This window comes from Kutzneria sp. NPDC052558 (genome assembly GCF_044547355.1).
Classification (GTDB): domain Bacteria; phylum Actinomycetota; class Actinomycetes; order Mycobacteriales; family Pseudonocardiaceae; genus Kutzneria.
In genome coordinates, this window is record NZ_JBIUAG010000025.1 from 1 (window position 1) to 15914 (window position 15914).

General features: G+C 71.4%; 16 protein-coding genes. 4 read left to right on the plus strand and 12 right to left on the minus strand.

From position 1 onward, the window contains the following. The first annotated feature begins 372 nt into the window (after nt 1-372). Complete coding sequence (locus ACIG5F_RS34805) at nt 373-795, plus strand: B-4DMT family transporter (RefSeq protein WP_396524196.1); 423 nt, start codon at nt 373-375, stop codon at nt 793-795. On the opposite strand, the gene ACIG5F_RS34810 is transcribed toward ACIG5F_RS34805, so the two are convergent. The 7 genes from ACIG5F_RS34810 to ACIG5F_RS34840 form a co-directional block, all read right to left on the minus strand. Then, complete coding sequence (locus ACIG5F_RS34810; protein ID WP_396524197.1) at nt 775-2259, minus strand: beta-xylosidase; 1485 nt, start codon at nt 2257-2259, stop codon at nt 775-777. The two genes, ACIG5F_RS34805 and ACIG5F_RS34810, sit on opposite strands and share 21 nt — an antisense overlap. Before the next feature lie 71 nt (nt 2260-2330). Then, nucleotides 2331-2762 carry a type II 3-dehydroquinate dehydratase gene (gene aroQ, locus ACIG5F_RS34815; protein ID WP_396524198.1) on the minus strand — a complete coding sequence of 144 codons (432 nt, stop codon included), beginning with the start codon at nt 2760-2762 and terminating at the stop codon, nt 2331-2333. After that, nucleotides 2759-3865 carry a 3-dehydroquinate synthase gene (gene aroB, locus ACIG5F_RS34820; protein ID WP_396524199.1) on the minus strand — a complete coding sequence of 369 codons (1107 nt, stop codon included), beginning with the start codon at nt 3863-3865 and terminating at the stop codon, nt 2759-2761. The genes aroQ and aroB overlap by 4 nt, the downstream gene beginning before the upstream one ends. Further along, nucleotides 3865-4383, minus strand: a complete 519-nt coding sequence (locus tag ACIG5F_RS34825) for a shikimate kinase (protein ID WP_396524200.1) — start codon at nt 4381-4383, stop codon at nt 3865-3867. Before ACIG5F_RS34825 ends, aroB begins: the two co-directional genes overlap by 1 nt. Further along, nucleotides 4380-5570, minus strand: coding sequence for a chorismate synthase (aroC, locus tag ACIG5F_RS34830; protein WP_396524201.1), 1191 nt, complete (start codon nt 5568-5570; stop codon nt 4380-4382). Before aroC ends, ACIG5F_RS34825 begins: the two co-directional genes overlap by 4 nt. A gap of 142 nt (nt 5571-5712) precedes the next feature. Continuing rightward, on the minus strand, nt 5713-6168 hold the full coding sequence (locus tag ACIG5F_RS34835; RefSeq protein ID WP_396524202.1) for a PTS glucose transporter subunit IIA: 456 nt from the start codon (nt 6166-6168) through the stop codon (nt 5713-5715). After that, nucleotides 6165-6629 carry a glucose PTS transporter subunit EIIB gene (locus tag ACIG5F_RS34840; RefSeq protein WP_396524203.1) on the minus strand — a complete coding sequence of 155 codons (465 nt, stop codon included), beginning with the start codon at nt 6627-6629 and terminating at the stop codon, nt 6165-6167. Before ACIG5F_RS34840 ends, ACIG5F_RS34835 begins: the two co-directional genes overlap by 4 nt. On the opposite strand from ACIG5F_RS34840, the gene ACIG5F_RS34845 reads away from it, so the two are divergent. From ACIG5F_RS34845 to ACIG5F_RS34855, 3 genes are read left to right on the plus strand one after another with little or no spacing between them, the layout of a single operon-like run. Further along, on the plus strand, nt 6628-7419 hold the full coding sequence (locus tag ACIG5F_RS34845) for a GntR family transcriptional regulator (protein WP_396524204.1): 792 nt from the start codon (nt 6628-6630) through the stop codon (nt 7417-7419). The two genes, ACIG5F_RS34840 and ACIG5F_RS34845, sit on opposite strands and share 2 nt — an antisense overlap. Then, nucleotides 7416-8696: a PTS transporter subunit EIIC gene (locus ACIG5F_RS34850; RefSeq protein WP_396524205.1), complete on the plus strand. Its 1281-nt coding sequence runs from the start codon at nt 7416-7418 to the stop codon at nt 8694-8696. The genes ACIG5F_RS34845 and ACIG5F_RS34850 overlap by 4 nt, the downstream gene beginning before the upstream one ends. Before the next feature lie 29 nt (nt 8697-8725). Continuing rightward, complete coding sequence (locus ACIG5F_RS34855) at nt 8726-8992, plus strand: HPr family phosphocarrier protein (protein ID WP_396524206.1); 267 nt, start codon at nt 8726-8728, stop codon at nt 8990-8992. 100 nt (nt 8993-9092) lie between these two features. Here the strand turns inward: ACIG5F_RS34855 and ACIG5F_RS34860 are convergent, their stop codons facing one another. From ACIG5F_RS34860 to alaS, 5 genes are all read right to left on the minus strand, one after another. Continuing rightward, nucleotides 9093-10475: a glycoside hydrolase family 18 protein gene (locus ACIG5F_RS34860; protein WP_396524207.1), complete on the minus strand. Its 1383-nt coding sequence runs from the start codon at nt 10473-10475 to the stop codon at nt 9093-9095. A gap of 205 nt (nt 10476-10680) precedes the next feature. Then, complete coding sequence (locus ACIG5F_RS34865; protein WP_396524208.1) at nt 10681-11526, minus strand: shikimate dehydrogenase; 846 nt, start codon at nt 11524-11526, stop codon at nt 10681-10683. Next, complete coding sequence (gene mltG, locus ACIG5F_RS34870; protein ID WP_396524209.1) at nt 11526-12770, minus strand: endolytic transglycosylase MltG; 1245 nt, start codon at nt 12768-12770, stop codon at nt 11526-11528. The genes ACIG5F_RS34865 and mltG overlap by 1 nt, the downstream gene beginning before the upstream one ends. After that, nucleotides 12767-13249 (minus strand): Holliday junction resolvase RuvX, encoded by a 483-nt coding sequence (ruvX, locus tag ACIG5F_RS34875; RefSeq protein WP_396524210.1) that lies wholly within the window; start codon nt 13247-13249, stop codon nt 12767-12769. The genes mltG and ruvX overlap by 4 nt, the downstream gene beginning before the upstream one ends. Next, nucleotides 13239-15899 carry an alanine--tRNA ligase gene (gene alaS / locus ACIG5F_RS34880; protein WP_396524211.1) on the minus strand — a complete coding sequence of 887 codons (2661 nt, stop codon included), beginning with the start codon at nt 15897-15899 and terminating at the stop codon, nt 13239-13241. Before alaS ends, ruvX begins: the two co-directional genes overlap by 11 nt. Nucleotides 15900-15914 lie beyond the last annotated feature (15 nt).

Genomic DNA, 15914 nt, shown 5'->3' on the forward strand with positions numbered 1-15914 from the left:
TTTGTGTGGTGGGGGGGTTTGGAATATGTTTTTTGGTTTTGGTGGCTGGCGGAGCCTGCCCTATTGCGCATCTATACGCCATCGCCATGAGGCCTCAAAAAAAAATCCACCCGGAGCCACCAACCCACCGCCCCACCCCACCCCCAACCACACAACAACCCCCACCCCACAAAACAGCCCCCACCCCATCCCCAACCGAACAACAACCCCCACCCCTCACCGCAAACCCCACCCCCCGGCAACCGCGCGGCGCGGGCACCAGAACCACAACCGCACCCACCCACCCACCCACCCACCAACAGATCCAACCCGCACACCCGACATACCCGGAACCCTTGAAGCTGAGAGGGCACGGAGGCTTAGGCTGGGGCGATGAGGGCGTGGTTGCTGCGCGGGCTGGTGCTGGCGGTGGTGCACGCGGCGGTGCAGACCGGCGAGGCCTGGGTGCGGGCCGGCAACCCGGCGGCGATCGGCTGGCTGCGGCCGACGGCGCTGGGGGTGCTGGTGGGCGTGGCGGTGCTGTGGGCCGGCTTGGACGGCTGGCTGGGCCGGGAGCGCTACGGCATGGTGTGGTTCAAGGCAGCCTTGCTGGCGGGGCCGGTCGGCGGGGTGCTGGGTGTGATCGGCCAGGGCCTGTTCGTGGACGACACGGGCGTGGAGGCGCTGCCGGTGGCGATCACCGGCGGGGCCGCGTTCATCGCCCTGCTGGTGTTGGTGCCGGCCGGGATCGGATTGTTGATCGGGCGGACCGCCCGGCCGGTTGGTGACAAGCCGTCAGTTACCTCGGAACGCTGACAGGTCGCCGCCCTGCGGGTGGGAGTCCCAGTCGGCGTCGCTCGTCTCGGTGACGGGTGAGGAGTTGGCCGACACCGCCGCCGGCCCGACCGGCCACAGCTTGCCGTCGGCGACGAACGCGTACGGCCGGTCGGGCGCGTGCAGCACCGGGGCGCCGGCCTTGATGGTCGCCACCACGGGCAGCGAGTCCAGCCCCGGCACCGGCTTGTCCAGCACCTTCACGGCGATCTGCGCGGACACGGACCGCCGCTCGATCTTCACCAGCCGGCCGCCGACGACCAGCACCACCATCCGGTCCGGCGAGGGCATGGCCACACCGTCGGCAGTGGCCAGCGACCGGCAGCCGTCGGCGTTGGCGATGTCCAGCCCGAACAGGCGCAGCGAGGTCGGCCCGTCACCGGTGTCGCCAGTGGCCCGCACCACGTCGACCGGCACCCGCGTGCACGGATCCTCGGCCCCGGCCGGGGCGTGCCCGTCGATGCGGCGCACCAGCCCGGGGCCCTCCTTCCATGGCCCGCCGAGCACCACGTCCTGGTACGGATGCGTGGTGAAGTCCCTGTCCCAGAACGAGATCACCGTGCCCTTGCCGTCCACCTCATGGGCGAGGGCGAAGGCGTTGAGGGCGTCCACCCACATCCAGTCGGCGCTGTAGGCGTCGGAGATGGACAACGACCGCCTGTCATGGGTATTGGCGACATCCTGGAAACCCGTGGGGGTCAACGCCTGCACGCTGGTCGCGAACGTCGCGTCCGGCGACCGGAGCACGAACTGCCCGGCCCCGGCCGAGTTCGCGGCGCCGGCGGTGGTGTCGGTGAACATCAGGTAGAACCAGCCGTCCAGCCGCAGCACCGACGGCTGCCCGACGCCGTAGGTGTTGGCCCGCTTGACCTCCATCGACGGCAGGACGACGGGAGTGGGCTTGCGGTCCCAGTGCACGCCGTCGCCGCTGGTCGCCAGGCCGATGGCATTGCCGAACGGCGCGTCGCCGGCGGCGCCGGTGTAGTACATGTAGTAGATGCCGTTGACCCGGATGACCGAGGGGTCGCAGGTGTGCACGGCGTCGAATCCCTCGCCGGAGCCGTGCAGAACCGCCGTTCCGTCGGGGAAGGGCCCGGTCGCCGCGCTCGCGGCGGACGTCAGCACGTCGTCGCCGGGGACCCCGACGCCGGGAAGCTGACTGCACCACCAGATCCGATACTGACCGCCGTCCAGCACGGCCGTCGGGGCGTAGTTGTACGGGGCGGCCGGCCCGCCGGACAGCAGCGTGCCGGCCGACTGTCTGGCCCGGTCGGTGCGTAACGGGGCCTCGGCGGCGTCCGCCGCCGGCTGGTCGGGGTGCAGCTGCACCGCGGTCGGCGCGGGCGGCGGCTGGGTGGTGCCCTCGGCGCTGCCGCACGCCGCCAGCAGGACAGCGGCGGCTAGGTAACCGGCCGTGCTCGCCATGGCCCTGAGGGGTCTCGGCATGCCGGGGCTACCTCCACGATCAGGTGACAGGGACTCCCGGCCAGTCTAGGGAATCCCGTCACCCGTGTGGGTTACACGTTCCTGGCGATCCAGCGCAGCGCCAACTCGTACCCGTCCACGCCGAGCCCGGCGATCACGCCCTCGGCCACCGCCGAGATCACGCTGTGCTGCCGGAACTCCTCGCGCTTGTGGATATTGCTGATGTGCACCTCGACCAGCTTCGAGGTCAGCTGCGAGCAGGCGTCCCGGATGGCGATCGAGTAGTGCGTCCACGCCGCCCCGTTGAGCACCACCGGGATCTCGGCGTCGGCGGCCTCGTGCAGCCAGCCGATCATCTCGCCCTCGGAGTCGGTCTGGCGCACCTCCACGTCCAGCCCCAGCTCCTTGCCGGCGTTCACGCACAGCTCCACCAGGTCGGCGTGCGTGGTGCTGCCGTAGATCAGCGGCTCACGCGCGCCGAGCCGGCCGAGGTTGGGGCCGTTGAGGACAAAAACCCGCTTCACAGCAAGACCTTTCCGCTGGGCGTGTCGTCGCCGGCGATCACCGAGTAGGCGGCGGCGATCAGGCTCGGGTCCGGGCCCTCCAGCCGGCCCGGCTTGGCCAGCCCGTCCAGCACCACGAAGCGCAGCACGCCGGCCCTGGTCTTCTTGTCGTTGCGCATGCCCTCCATCAGCTGCGGCAGCGCGCCCGGCTCGTAGTTCACCGGCAGCCCCAGCGAGGTCAGCACGGTGCGGTGCCGGTCGGCGGTCGCGTCGTCCAGCCGGCCGGCCAGCCGCGACAGCTCGGCCGCGAACACCAGGCCCACGCTGACCGCCGCGCCGTGACGCCAGCGGTAGCGCTCGCGGCGTTCGATGGCATGGCCCAGGGTGTGGCCGTAGTTCAGGAACTCCCGCTGCCCGGCCTCACGCAGGTCGCCGGACACCACGTTCGCCTTGTACTGGATGGCCCGCACGACCAGCTCGCCGATGACCTCGCCGGTCGGGTCCACCGCCGCCTTCGGGTCGGCCTCGATCAGCTCCAGGATCCGCGGGTCGGACAGAAAACCGGCCTTCACCACCTCGGCCATGCCGGCGACCAGCTCGTTGGGCGGCAACGTCTCCAGCGTGGCCAGGTCGACCAGCACCGCCGTCGGCTCATGGAACACGCCGACCAGGTTCTTGCCGGCCTCGGTGTTGATGCCGGCCTTGCCGCCGACCGCCGCGTCGACCATGCCCAGCAGCGTGGTCGGCACGTGCACGACCTTCACGCCGCGCAGCCACGTGCCAGCCACGAAGCCGGCCAGGTCGGTCACCGCGCCGCCGCCCAGGCCGATCACCGCGCCGGTGCGGTCCAGGCCGATGCGGCCCAGGACCTCCCAGGCGAAGCCGGCGACCGCGAGCGCCTTGCCGTCCTCGGCGTCCGGGATCTCCACCCGGTGCGCGTCGATGCCGGCCTGCTCCAGCTCCTCGCGGACCGCCTCTGCGGTCGCGGTCAGCGTCGGCTGGTGCAGGATCGCCACCGTCGGCACGCCCTTGAGCGTGTCGACCAGGTCCCCGAGCAGCCCTCGGCCGACGATCACGTCATAGGGACGCTCGGCGGCGACGTGGATCCGGGTCGGTTCGGACATCAGCTTCCCTCGTTGTTGGCCAGCGCCGCGACGACCTCGTCGACGATGCCCGCCGGTTCGTGCTTGTCGGTGTCGATCTCCACGGTGGCGACCTCGCGGTACAGCGGCAGCCGGGCCTCCAGCAGCGCCCGGAAGGTGGCCCGGGGGTTCACCCCGGCCAGCAGCGGCCGCGCGGTCGACAGGCCGGTGCGGCGCACGCCCTCGGCCATGCCCACGTTGAGGAACACCACCGTGTGCTCGGCCAGCAGCTTGCGCGTCTCGTCGGCCAGCACCGCGCCGCCGCCCAGCGCCAGCACGCCGTCGTGCTCGGCCAGCGCCGACGCCACGGCCTCCCGCTCGATGCGCCGGAACTCCGGCTCGCCGTCGTCGGTGAAGATGTCGGAGATCGGCTTGCCGGCCCGCTCGACGATGTCGGCGTCCACGTCCCGGAACGCCACGCCCAGCCGCTGCGCCAGCAGCTCCCCGACGGTGGTCTTGCCCGCTCCCGGCGGCCCGACGACGACCGCTCGGGGGCTCACCACCGGTCCTGGAGCGACTTGAGGTAGCCCTCCACGTTGTGCCTGGTCTCCGACAGCGAGTCGCCGCCGAACTTCTCCAGCAGCGCGTCGGCCACCACCAGCGCCACCACCGACTCCACCACCACGCCGGCCCGGGGCACCGCGCAGATGTCGGAACGCTGGTGGATCGCCACCGCCGGCTCGCCGGTCTGCACGTCGACCGTGGCCAGCGCGCGCGGCACGGTGGAGATGGGCTTCATCGCCACCCGCACCCGCAGCGGCTCGCCGTTGGTGATGCCGCCCTCCAGCCCGCCGGCCCGGTTGGACCGCCGCGTCACACCGGTCACGCCCGGGCCGCGGTCGATCTCGTCGTGGGCCTGGCTGCCGCGCCGGTGGGCGGTGGTGAAGCCGTCGCCGATCTCCACGCCCTTCATCGCCTGGATGCCCATCAGCGCGCCGGCCAGCCGGGCGTCGAGGCGGCGGTCCCAGTGCACGTGCGAGCCCAGGCCCGGCGGCAGGCCGTAGACGATCGCCTCGATCACGCCGCCCAGCGTGTCGCCGTCCTTCTTGGCCGCGTCGACCTCGGCCACCATCGCCTCGGTGCCGGCCGCGTCGAAGGCCCGCACCGGGTTCTCGTCGATGGCCGCCAGGTCCTCGGGCTTGGGCAGCGGGGCGTCCGGCGAGCACTCGGCCGCGCCGATGGACACCACGTGGCTGACGATCTCGGCGTTGAGCACCTGGCGCAGCAGGTTGCGGGCCACCGTGCCCAGCGCCACCCGCTCCGCCGTCTCGCGGGCGCTGGCCCGCTCCAGCACCGGCCGGGCCTCGTCGAAGCCGTACTTCTGCATGCCCGGCAGGTCCGCGTGGCCGGGGCGGGGCCGGGTCAGCGGCGCGTTGCGCGCGGAGCCCGCCAGCTCGGCCGGGTCCACCGGGTCGGCCGCCATGACCTTCTCCCACTTGGGCCACTCGGCGTTCTCGATGTGCACGGCGATCGGGCCGCCCTGGGTCCGGCCGTGCCGCACGCCGCCGAGGATCTCGACCTTGTCGGTCTCGAAGTCCATCCGGGGGCTGCGGCCGAAACCCAGCCGACGGCGGGCCAGTTGCACCGAGAGGTCCTCGGTGGTCACGGACACTCCGGCGATCATGCCCTCGAGCACACCCACCAGCGCGGGTCCGTGCGATTCTCCAGCGGTGATCCAGCGCAGCACCCCTGGATCCTTTCACATCGGCCCGCGGACCGGCCGAGGCCGGCATCCCGGGCCGCACTGGGTGACGCGGGATACACCCACCGTCACCGTCCACTGAGGACGCGAGTGGTCCTCCCGTCGGAGGAGGACCACTCCCGCGAGCTCAGCGCTGCCAGGTGAACAGCGCCTCGCCGGCCTCCACCGGGCCGGGCTCGCGCACGTCGACCAGGTTCTCCGCGGTCGCGTCCAGCGCCACCACCGGGCAGATCGGCGACTTGCCGCCCTCCTGCACCGCCGCCGGGTCCCAGCTGATCACCGGCTGGCCCGCGCGCACCGTCTCGCCCTTGACCACGTGCAGGGTGAAACCCTCGCCCTTGAGCTTGACGGTGTCGATGCCCAGGTGCACCAGCACCGCGGCGCCGTCCGCGGTCGCGACCACGAACGCGTGTGGGTGCAACGTGACCACCGTGCCGTCCACGGGGGACACCGCGTCACCGGCCGCCAGCTCCGGGTGCACGGCCACGCCCGGACCGACCATCGCCTGCGCGAACACCGGGTCCGGCACCTCGGTGATCGGCGCAAGCACGCCCTTCACCGGGCTCAGAACCTTGGTGCTCACAGCAGATCCTCGATGTCGGAGGCGATGGTGTCCGCCTCAGGACCGACGATGATCTGGACCACGCTGCCGGCGCGGAGCACGCCGTGCGCGCCGATCGCCTTGAGCTCGGCCTCGTCCACCTTGGACCCGTCCTCCAGCTCGCAGCGCAACCGCGTGATGCACGGCTCGATCTCGATGATGTTGTCCGCGCCACCGATCGCGGCGATGATCCGAGCCGCCCTGTCGTCTGCCATTTGTGGTCGCCCGCTCTCACTAGTCGGTTGTGGACAAGACGTCCGCCAGTCGTACGCGAGTCGGCCGGATGGTGGCCGTCCGTGGCACGAACTCGTAACGGCGGTTGACACCCGGTCGCCCGGCGGCGCACCCTTCCCGCACCACTGGTCTAGACCGGAACGTACCAATGTTCGCGGCGAGGATCGACAGGTGGGGCCGAATCGAGACGAATCCCCAGGAGGTGCCATGGCCGCGTTCGACGGCGCGTCGGGCGCCCCGGACCGGATCGTCGACGGCCCCAAGCCCAAGCACGCCCAACTGCGGGAAATCCTGCGCAGGCTGGCCCAGCAGGACCTGCCGCCCGGCTCCCCGATCCCGTCCGAACGCGACCTCGCCGAGCAGTACGGCGTGTCGCGGCTCACGGTTCGGGCCGCGGTCGGACAGCTCGTGGCGGAGGGACTTCTGGCCAGGGCGCGTGGCCGCGGCACGTTCACCGCGCAGCGGCGGATGGAGGCCCAGCTCTACCTGGAGTCCTTCACCGACGACATGCGCAGACGGGGCCACGCGCCCAGCACCGAGGTGCTCTCGCACGGCCTCGAGATGCCTCCGCCGGCCGCGGCCGCCGCGCTGGGGCTGGAGCCGGCCGACCCGGCGTACCGGCTGTTCCGGTTGCGCCGGGCCGACGACACGCCGCTGGCGGTCGAGCGCGGGTGGTACAGCCCGCACCGGCTGCCCGGTCTGCTGGACCTCGACCTGACCCGGTCGCTGTACACGCTGATGGCCGAGCATTTCGGCGTGCAGCTCAGCCACGGCCGACAGACCGTGTGGGCCGAGGCGGCCGACCGCGAGACGGCGAGGCTGCTGGGGGTGCGCACCGGTTCGCCGGTGCTGGTGTTCCGACGGATCTCGACCGCTGACGGCGAGCCCGTCGAGGACATGACGTCCTGGTACCGGGGCGACCTCTACCAGGTAACCATGCAATTGGACCGGGGCGACCCGGGTTCCGGTCCGCTTTCCGCCCACGGAGGAAACCGATGAGTGCCAGCGCCCCCACGGTGGCCGGCGGCAACAAGGGTCTGGCCGGGCTGCAACGCCTCGGTCGGAGCCTGATGCTGCCGATCGCGACGCTGCCCGCCGCCGGCCTGCTGCTGCGGCTCGGGCAGGACGACCTGCTCGGCAGTTTCAAGAACGACTTCATGCAGAAGGTCGCGGCGATCTTCGCCGCCGCCGGCGGTGGCTTGTTCAACTACCTGCCGCTGCTGTTCGCGGTCGGCATCGCCATCGGCTTCGCCCGCAAGGGCGACGGCTCGACCGCGGTGGCCGCCGTCGTCGGTTTCGTGGTGTTCACCCAGGTCGTCCAGGTGTTCGCGCCGGTGGTCGCCAAGAAGGCGGGCGACACCCCCACGCCGCCCGGGGGTTGGCCCTACGGCGTGCTCGCCGGCATCCTGGTCGGCATCGTGTCCGCCCTGATGTGGCAGCGCTTCTACCGCACGAAGCTCCCTCCGTACCTGGCCTTCTTCGGCGGCCGCCGGTTCGTGCCGATCATCAACTCGGTGGTCATGCTCGTGCTGGGCATCGTCTTCGGCCTGCTGTACCCGATCTTCAACAACGGCCTGACCGCGTTCGGCAACTTCGTCTCCAACAACCCGGTCGTCGGCGGCGGCATCTACGGCGTGGTCAACCGGCTGCTGATCCCGTTCGGCCTGCACAACGTCATCAACTCCGTGGTGTGGTTCCTCAGCGGCCACTTCACCGGCGCCGACGGCAAGGACTACACCGGCGACCTGACCCGGTTCTTCCACGGCGACCCCACCGCCGGCGGCTACATGACCGGCTTCTTCCCGATCTTCATGTTCGCCCTGCCGGCGGCCGCGCTGGCCATCTGGCAGACCGCGAAGCCGTCCCAGAAGAAGATCGTCGGCGGCATCATGATCTCGGCCGCGCTGACCGCGTTCCTGACCGGCGTCACCGAGCCGATCGAGTTCTCGTTCATGTTCGTGGCGTGGCCGCTCTACGTCATCCACGCGGCGCTGACCGGCACCTCGCTGGCCCTGGTCAACGCGCTGGGCATCCACGACGGGTTCACGTTCTCCGCCGGCGGCATCGACTTCGTGTTGAACTGGGGCATCGCCCAGAAGCCCTGGCTGTTGTTGATCATCGGCGTGATCTACGGCGTGATCTACTACTTCGTGTTCCGCTTCGTCATCACCAGGTGGAACCTGCGCACGCCGGGCCGTGAGGACGACGCCGACGAGCAGTTGGAGGGCGGCGGCGCGGTCGCCGAGACCGCCCCGCGCAGCCGTCAGTCCAAGTAGGACCGCCACACCGCACGAAAGGGAAGACCATGCCGGAACTTCGGGTCACCGTGGCCAGCAAGGTTGGTTTGCACGCTCGGCCGGCCGCGCTGCTGGCCAAGGCGGCGGCCGGGCAGGCCGTGCCCGTCTCCATCCGCAAGGAGGGTGGCGAGCAGGTGGACGCCGCCAGCGTCCTGGGCCTCATGACGCTCGGCGCCATGCACGGTGACGAGGTGATCCTGTCCGCCGAGGGCGCGGGCGCCGACGAGGCGCTGGCCGCCGTCGCGGACGTCATCACCACCGACCTCGACGGCTGAGCCCACCCCCGCTCCGCTCCGTCCGATGACAGGAAAGGCCCTTTCACTGCCGTGCAGTGAAAGGGCCTTTCCTGTCGTTTCTTGCGGGGCCCGCCGAGGGTCAGCGCAGCAGCGGGGACAGGGCCGAGATGAGGGCGTGGCTGTCGGAGTCCTGGCTGATCTCCCAGGCCATCGCGCCCCGCAGGCCGGCGGCCTTGATCAGCGCGGTGCGCTCGCCGATCGACTTCGGGTCTGAGTACGTGATCACCGTGGGAACGGTTGCCACGTAAGGAGTCGCGCACGTGCCGTCGGCGTTGAAGGCGCCGCACAGGTTGTGCGCGCCGGCCGGGTTGAACAGCCAGGGCTCGCCGGCCTGGACGTTCCAGTTCCTCGCGTAGCCGTTGGCGCCGACGATCCCGGCGGTGTCGACGAGATCGTGGTAGGTCGGCTGGGGCTTGGCGTCCCAGGCCAGGCTGTTGGCGTCCTGGCCGCTGTTGTCGGCCTTGGCGTACAGCCCGCCGGCCCGCAGGTATTCGTTGCCGTAGAAGGGAACGCCGACAACGATCTTGTTGGCCGGCACGCCCTTGGCCAGGTAGTAGGCGACGGTGCCGACGGTGTTCCAGGTCGGGTCGGCGGCGCCGGGGTCACGACTGTCCCGGGTGAACAGCGTGTCCGGGGCGGCGATGCCGCCGCCGGGCACGTTGTAGTCGTAGGTCATGACGTTGACCCAGCTCATCGGCGCGACGGCGGCCGGGAGCTCCCAGTACTGGCCGGCCTTGGAAGTGGCCGGCAGGGCGGCGGTCAGCAGGTGGTCCGGCCCGAGCTGGCGACGGAACTCCTGCATCAGCAGCGTGGCGTTGTGCTTGTCGGCGGGGCCGTAGTCGACGTTGCCGCCGGCCAGCTGGGTCGGGTACTCCCAGTCGATGTCGACGCCGTCGAAGACGCCCTTGGCCGCGCCCGGGGCCAGGCCGGGGATGTCGCCGTTGACGAAGGTGTCCACACAGGACTTGACGAAGTCCTGCCGCCGCTGCGCGGTCGCCGCGACGTCGGCGAACCAGGTGGACTTGGTCCAGCCGCCGATGGAGATCTCGACCTTCAGACCGGGGTGGGCCTTCTTGAGCTTGAGGATCTGGTTGAAGTTGCCGAACAGCGCCTGCCCGGCGACGTCGCCCACGCCGTCCACGGCCAGCGACGCGTCGATCGGCCGCTGGTAGTCGGCCCACGGGTCCAGCACCGAGCAGCCGACCGCGCCGGTGGCCTTGTCGAAGGTGGGCGCGGCGAAGGCGTACTGGATGACGTTGATCTTGTCGGCCGGGATGTCCTTGACGTTGTAGCCGCGTCCGTAGACGTCCCAGTCGGCGAAGTAGGCCGACACGACGCGGCCGTCGTCGTGCCGGTTGGCCGGGGCGGCGGTCTGGGCGACGGCCGGCGCCGCCGTCAACGGGCCGGCCATCGCGACAACGGCCGCGGCGATGGCGACCCGACTTCTGGTGCTGCGGGGCATGGACAGCTCCCTGTTTGGTCTACACCAATTGGTGGCCACACCCTGCGCCCGGCGATCACGGGTGTCAAGAGGCCGAACCGGCGGCAAGCCAACCGTCCCAAGGGAATTGCCCGGGCGGATTGGGCCGGATCGGCCCGGGCGATGGCGGTGCGCGACGCGGCGATGACGGCCGGTGTCGACCGGAAATCCGCATTCGGCCTGGAGGTTAGACGGGGAGCGGGAGGTGGGTGGCGGTGGCGGAGCGGAGGGCTTGGCGCATGGCCTCGCGTGGGGCCTGCTGGCCGGTGAACCAGTGGACCTGGGCGAAGGCCTGGTGCAGCAGCATGTCCAGACCGGTGACGACCCGGGCGCCTCGCTCCCCCGCGGCCTGGGCCAGCGGCGTGGGCCACGGGTGATAGATGACGTCGAAGACGCAGCCGGCCCGGACGATGTCCCCGGCCACCGGCTCCACAGCCCCGGTCGGCACGGTGCTGACGACCAGCTCCGCTCCCCCGCACAGCGCCGCGAAGTCCACGGCGTCCCAGCGCACGACCTCGGCCGCGATGCCCACCCGTGCGGCGCAGGCCAGCGCCTCGCCGGCCCGGGCCGGGTCCCGCACGACGATCGTCGCGGACGGAATCTCCAGCGCCTCCAAGGCGGTCAGCGCCGCCGTGGCGGTCCCGCCCGCGCCTAACACCACGGCCCGGCCGCCGGACCGCACGCCGCCGGCCGCCCGCACGGAGCCGACGACACCCTCGACATCGGTGCAGTCGGCCAGCCAGCCGCCGCAAGCCCGCGGCACCAAGGTGTTGGCCGCACCGACCAGCTCGGCGACGCGGGTGCGCTCGGCGGCGTACGCCAGCGCGGCCCGCTTGCCGGGCATGGTCACCGCGACCCCGGCCCACTCCGGCCCCAGGCCGTCCATCAGCCCGGGCAGCTCGTCGGCCTCGCACCGCACCCGCGAGAACGTCCAGTCCGACAGCCCCAGCTCGCGGTACGCGGCCTCGTGCAGCACCGGGGACAGCGAGTGCTCGATCGGCGATCCGAGCACGGCGGCGCGGCGAGCGCCCACTAGAACACCCCGGCCGCGTGGGCCTTGTCGACGTTGGCGTTCTGGTCGGCCTGCGTCACGCCGAAGCAGGAGTTGCCGGCCTTGTCGCACTTGACGAAGAACAGCCACGGCCCGTCGGCCGGCTTCTGGGCCGCGTCGAGCGCGTCCTGGCTCGGCGACGAGATCGGCGTCGGGGTCAGGCCGACGTTGAGGTACGTGTTGTACGGGCCGGGCCTGTTCCGGTCCGCGGTCGAGGTGGCCAGCAGCGGCTGGTCGAGCACGTAGTTGATGGTGGAGTCGTCGCCCATCGGGATGCCCTGGGCCAGCCGGTTGTAGATCACCCGGGAGACCTTGGTGAAGTCGGACGTGATCGCCTCGCGCTCGATCAGCGAGGCGATGGTCAGGATCTGGTACGGCGACAGGCCGGTGTCCTGCGAGGTCTGCGGCAGCGTGCTCAGCTTGGCCGCGGACTGCGACAGCATGGACCGCAGCGTGGTGACGGCGTCGCCGCCGGGCCGGATGTCGTACACGCCGGAGACGATCAGGCCCTCCAGCCGGTGCTTCGGATCGGCCTTGGCCACCGTGGGCACGGCCCAGTCGGGGAGGCCGAGCTTCGCCGGGTCCGCGGTCTCCGCGGCCTTGTGCAGGTCGTCGGCGGACACGCACTTCTTGTCGCCGTTCAGCGTCACACAGCTGGCGGCGGCGATCTCGGACAGGATGCCGGGCTTGGTGGAGTTGTCGGGGTTCTTGGTGTCGTCGAGCTGCTCGCCCGCCTTGATCTGCACGTTGCCGACGCGGCTGGCCGGCGCGACCAGGCGGGTCACCGCCGCGTCGCCGGACATGTGCGTCTTCATGACGTAGTAGCCGGGCTGCACGTTGGCGACCTCGGTGTTGCCGGCCGATGCGTTGAGGAACGCCCGCACGGTGCGCACCACGTCGTCGGCCTGGAGCTTCTCGGCGATGTCCCGGGTGGTGGCCCCGTTGTCGATCTGGACCAGCACGTCCGAGTCGCCGTCGCCGCCGTAGTTGCCGTAGCCGCCGACGCCGAGGAGCACGCCGGCCCCGTAGTACGCGCCCCAGCCGCCGGCGATCAGCACCACCAGCGCGACGGCCAGCAGGATCGTCCGGCGGCGCGGCTTGCGCTTGCCGGCCGGCGCCTCCTCATCGCTCTCGAACAGGTCGAGTTCGTCGCCATCGTGCCCGTCGACCTGCCGGTCGTAGCGCTCGGCCCCATGGCGGTCGACATCGTCGTTCACGTCGTTCACGGCCTGCCCTCCCTGGCGAGTGCGGCGGCCCGCGCGTCCAGCCACGCCTGGAGGATCTCCACGGCGGCAGCCTGGTCGACGACGGCCCGCTGGCGCCGACCGCGCACGCCGGCGTCGGCGAGCACCCTGGTCGCGGTGACCGTGGTCAGCCTCTCATCGGCTAGACGCACCGGCATGTCGAGCCGTTCAGCCAGCTGGCCGGCGAACTCGGTGGCGATCTCCGCCGCCGTGCCGTGCCGGCCGGCCAGCGTCCGGGGCAGCCCGACGACCAGCTCCACCACCTCGTGCTCGGCCGCCAACGCCACCAACGCGTCCACGCTGCCCGCACGCGGCAGCGTGACCAGCGGCGATGCCAGCATCGGCGACGGGTCGCTCAACGCGACGCCGACCCGCACGGAGCCGACGTCGACGCCGAGCCGGCGGCCCGCGTCCGAGAGGTACTCGGGCTCGGGCCGCCGCCTGTCCTTGCTACGAGCCACGGATCTCCGTCCGCAGGGCGGCGATGGCGTCCGGAATGCCACTCGGCTGGGTGCCGCCGCCCTGGGCCAGGTCGGGCTTGCCGCCGCCCCGGCCGCCGATGGCCGGGCCGAACACCGGCACCAGCTTGCCGGCGGCCAGGCCCTTGTCCCGGCCGGCGGCGGTGGTGGCCACCACGAAGCTGACCTTGTCGTCGGCGGCCGAGAACAGGGCCACCACACCCGGCTTGTCGCCGAGCTTGGCCCGCACGTCCACGGCCAGCGTCCGCAGGTCGTTGCCGGACACGCCGGCCGGGGCGGCGGCGGCCACCAGGAAGGTGCCGCCCAGGTCCTCGGCGGCGTCGGCCAGCGTGCCGGCCGAGGACAGCAGCTGGGCCCCGCGCAGCTTCTCCAGCTCCTTCTCGGCCACCCGCAGCCGCTCGACCAGGGCCTCGACCCGGCCCGGCACCTCGGCGTCGGGCACCTTGAGCATGCCGGCCAGGTTCTGCACCAGGGCCCGCTCCTGGGCCAGGTAGTGGAAGGCCTCGATGCCCACGTAGGCCTCGACGCGGCGCACGCCGGAGCCGACCGAGGACTCGCCGATCAGCGTGATCGGGCCGATCTGCGACGAGTGCTCCACGTGCGTGCCACCGCAGAGCTCCAGCGACCACGGGCCGCCGATCTCCACCATGCGCACGGTCTCGTCGTAGGTCTCGCCGAACAGGGCGATGGCCCCCAGCCGCTGGGCGTCCTCGATCGTGCCGTACCTGACCTTGACCGGCAGGTCCTTGCGCACGGCCAGGTTGGAGACCTCCTCGATCTCCGACCGGGTCTCCGGCGACAGGCCGCCCTGCCAGGCGAAGTCCAGGCGCAGGTAGCCGGGCTTGTTGTACGAGCCGCTCTGCAAGGCCTTGGGGCCGAGCACCTGGCGCAGGGCGGCGTGCACGACGTGGGTGCCCGAGTGGCCCTGGCGGGCGCCGACGCGCCACTCCGGGTCCACCTTGGCCAGCACGTGCTGGCCCTCGACGACCTCGCCGCGGGCGACCCGGACCTGGTGCACCCACAGCTTGCGGGCGACCTTCTGGACGTCGACGACCTCCAGTTCGACGCCGTCGGCCACGATCAGGCCGGCGTCGCTGTCCTGGCCGCCGGACTCGGCGTAGAGCGAGGTGCGGTCCAGCACGACCTCGACGATCTCGCCCTCGCCGGCGCTGCGCACCCGCTGGCCCTCGCGGATCAGGCCGCGCACGGTGGCCTCGGTGTCGAGCTCCTCGTAGCCGGTGAACTCGGTGGCCCCCAGCTCCAGCAGCTCGCGGTAGACGGTCTTGTCGCCGTGGCCGGTCTTGCGGGCGGCGGCGTCGGCCTTGGCCCGGGCCCGCTGCTCGGCCATGAGCTTGCGGAAGCCGTCCTCGTCGACCTTGAGGCCCTGCTCGGAGGCCATCTCCAGGGTCAGGTCGATCGGGAAGCCGTAGGTGTCGTGCAGCTGGAAGGCCTTGTCGCCGGGCAGCACCGTGCCGCCGGCCGAGCGGACCTCGCCGGCGGCGGTCTCGAAGATGCGCGAGCCGGCGGTCAGCGTGGTGAGGAAGGCGTTCTCCTCGGCCTGCACCACCGACAGCGTGCGCTCGAAGCCGGTGATCAGGTCCGGGTAGGAGGGGCCCATCTCGTCGCGCACCACGGCGGCGAACGTACCCAGCACCGGCTCGGTGATGCCGAGCAGGCGGGAGGAGCGCACGATGCGGCGCAGCAGGCGGCGCAGCACGTAGCCGCGGCCCTCGTTGCCGGGCGTGACGCCGTCGTTGACGATCATGATGCCGCTGCGGGCGTGGTCGGCGATGACCCGGAAGCGGACGTCGTCGACCTCGTTGTCGCCGTAGCGCTTGCCCGACAGCTCCTCGGCCTTGGTGATGACGGCCCGGATCAGGTCGGTCTCGTAGACGTTCTCGACGTTCTGCAGCAACATGGCCACCCGCTCGACGCCCATGCCGGTGTCGATGTTCTTGGCCGGCAGCTCGCCGATCGGCTTGTGCCCGTACTTGGGGCTCTGCTCGCCGCGGACGTCCTGCATGAAGACCAGGTTCCAGATCTCCAGGTACCGGTCCTCGTCGGCGACCGGGCCGCCGTCCTTGCCGTGCTCGGGGCCGCGGTCGTAGTAGATCTCCGAGCAGGGGCCGCCGGGGCCGGGCACGCCCATGTCCCAGTAGTTGTCCAGGCCGTCGCGGCGCTGGATGCGCTCCGGCGGCAGGCCGGCGATCTTCTGCCAGAGCTCGATGGCCTCGTCGTCGTCCTGGTAGACGGTCACCCAGATGCGGTTGGGGTCGAAGCCGTAGCCGCCGTCGTCCTGGGACTTGGTGATCAGCTCCCAGGCCAGGGTGATGGCGCCTTCCTTGAAGTAGTCGCCGAAGGAGAAGTTGCCGGCCATCTGGAAGAACGTGTTGTGCCGGGTGGTCTTGCCGACCTCGTCGATGTCCGGCGTGCGCACGACCTTCTGCACGCTGGTGGCCCGCTTGTACGGGGCCGGGGCCTCGCCGAGGAAGTACGGCTTGAACGGCACCATGCCGGCGTTGACGAACAGCAGCGTCGGGTCGTCGAGGATGAGCGAGGCACTGGGCACGACCGTGTGGCCGTTGCGCTCGAAGTGCTCGCGGAAGCGCTTGATGATCTCGTGGGTCTGCACGGCTGGATTCCTTGC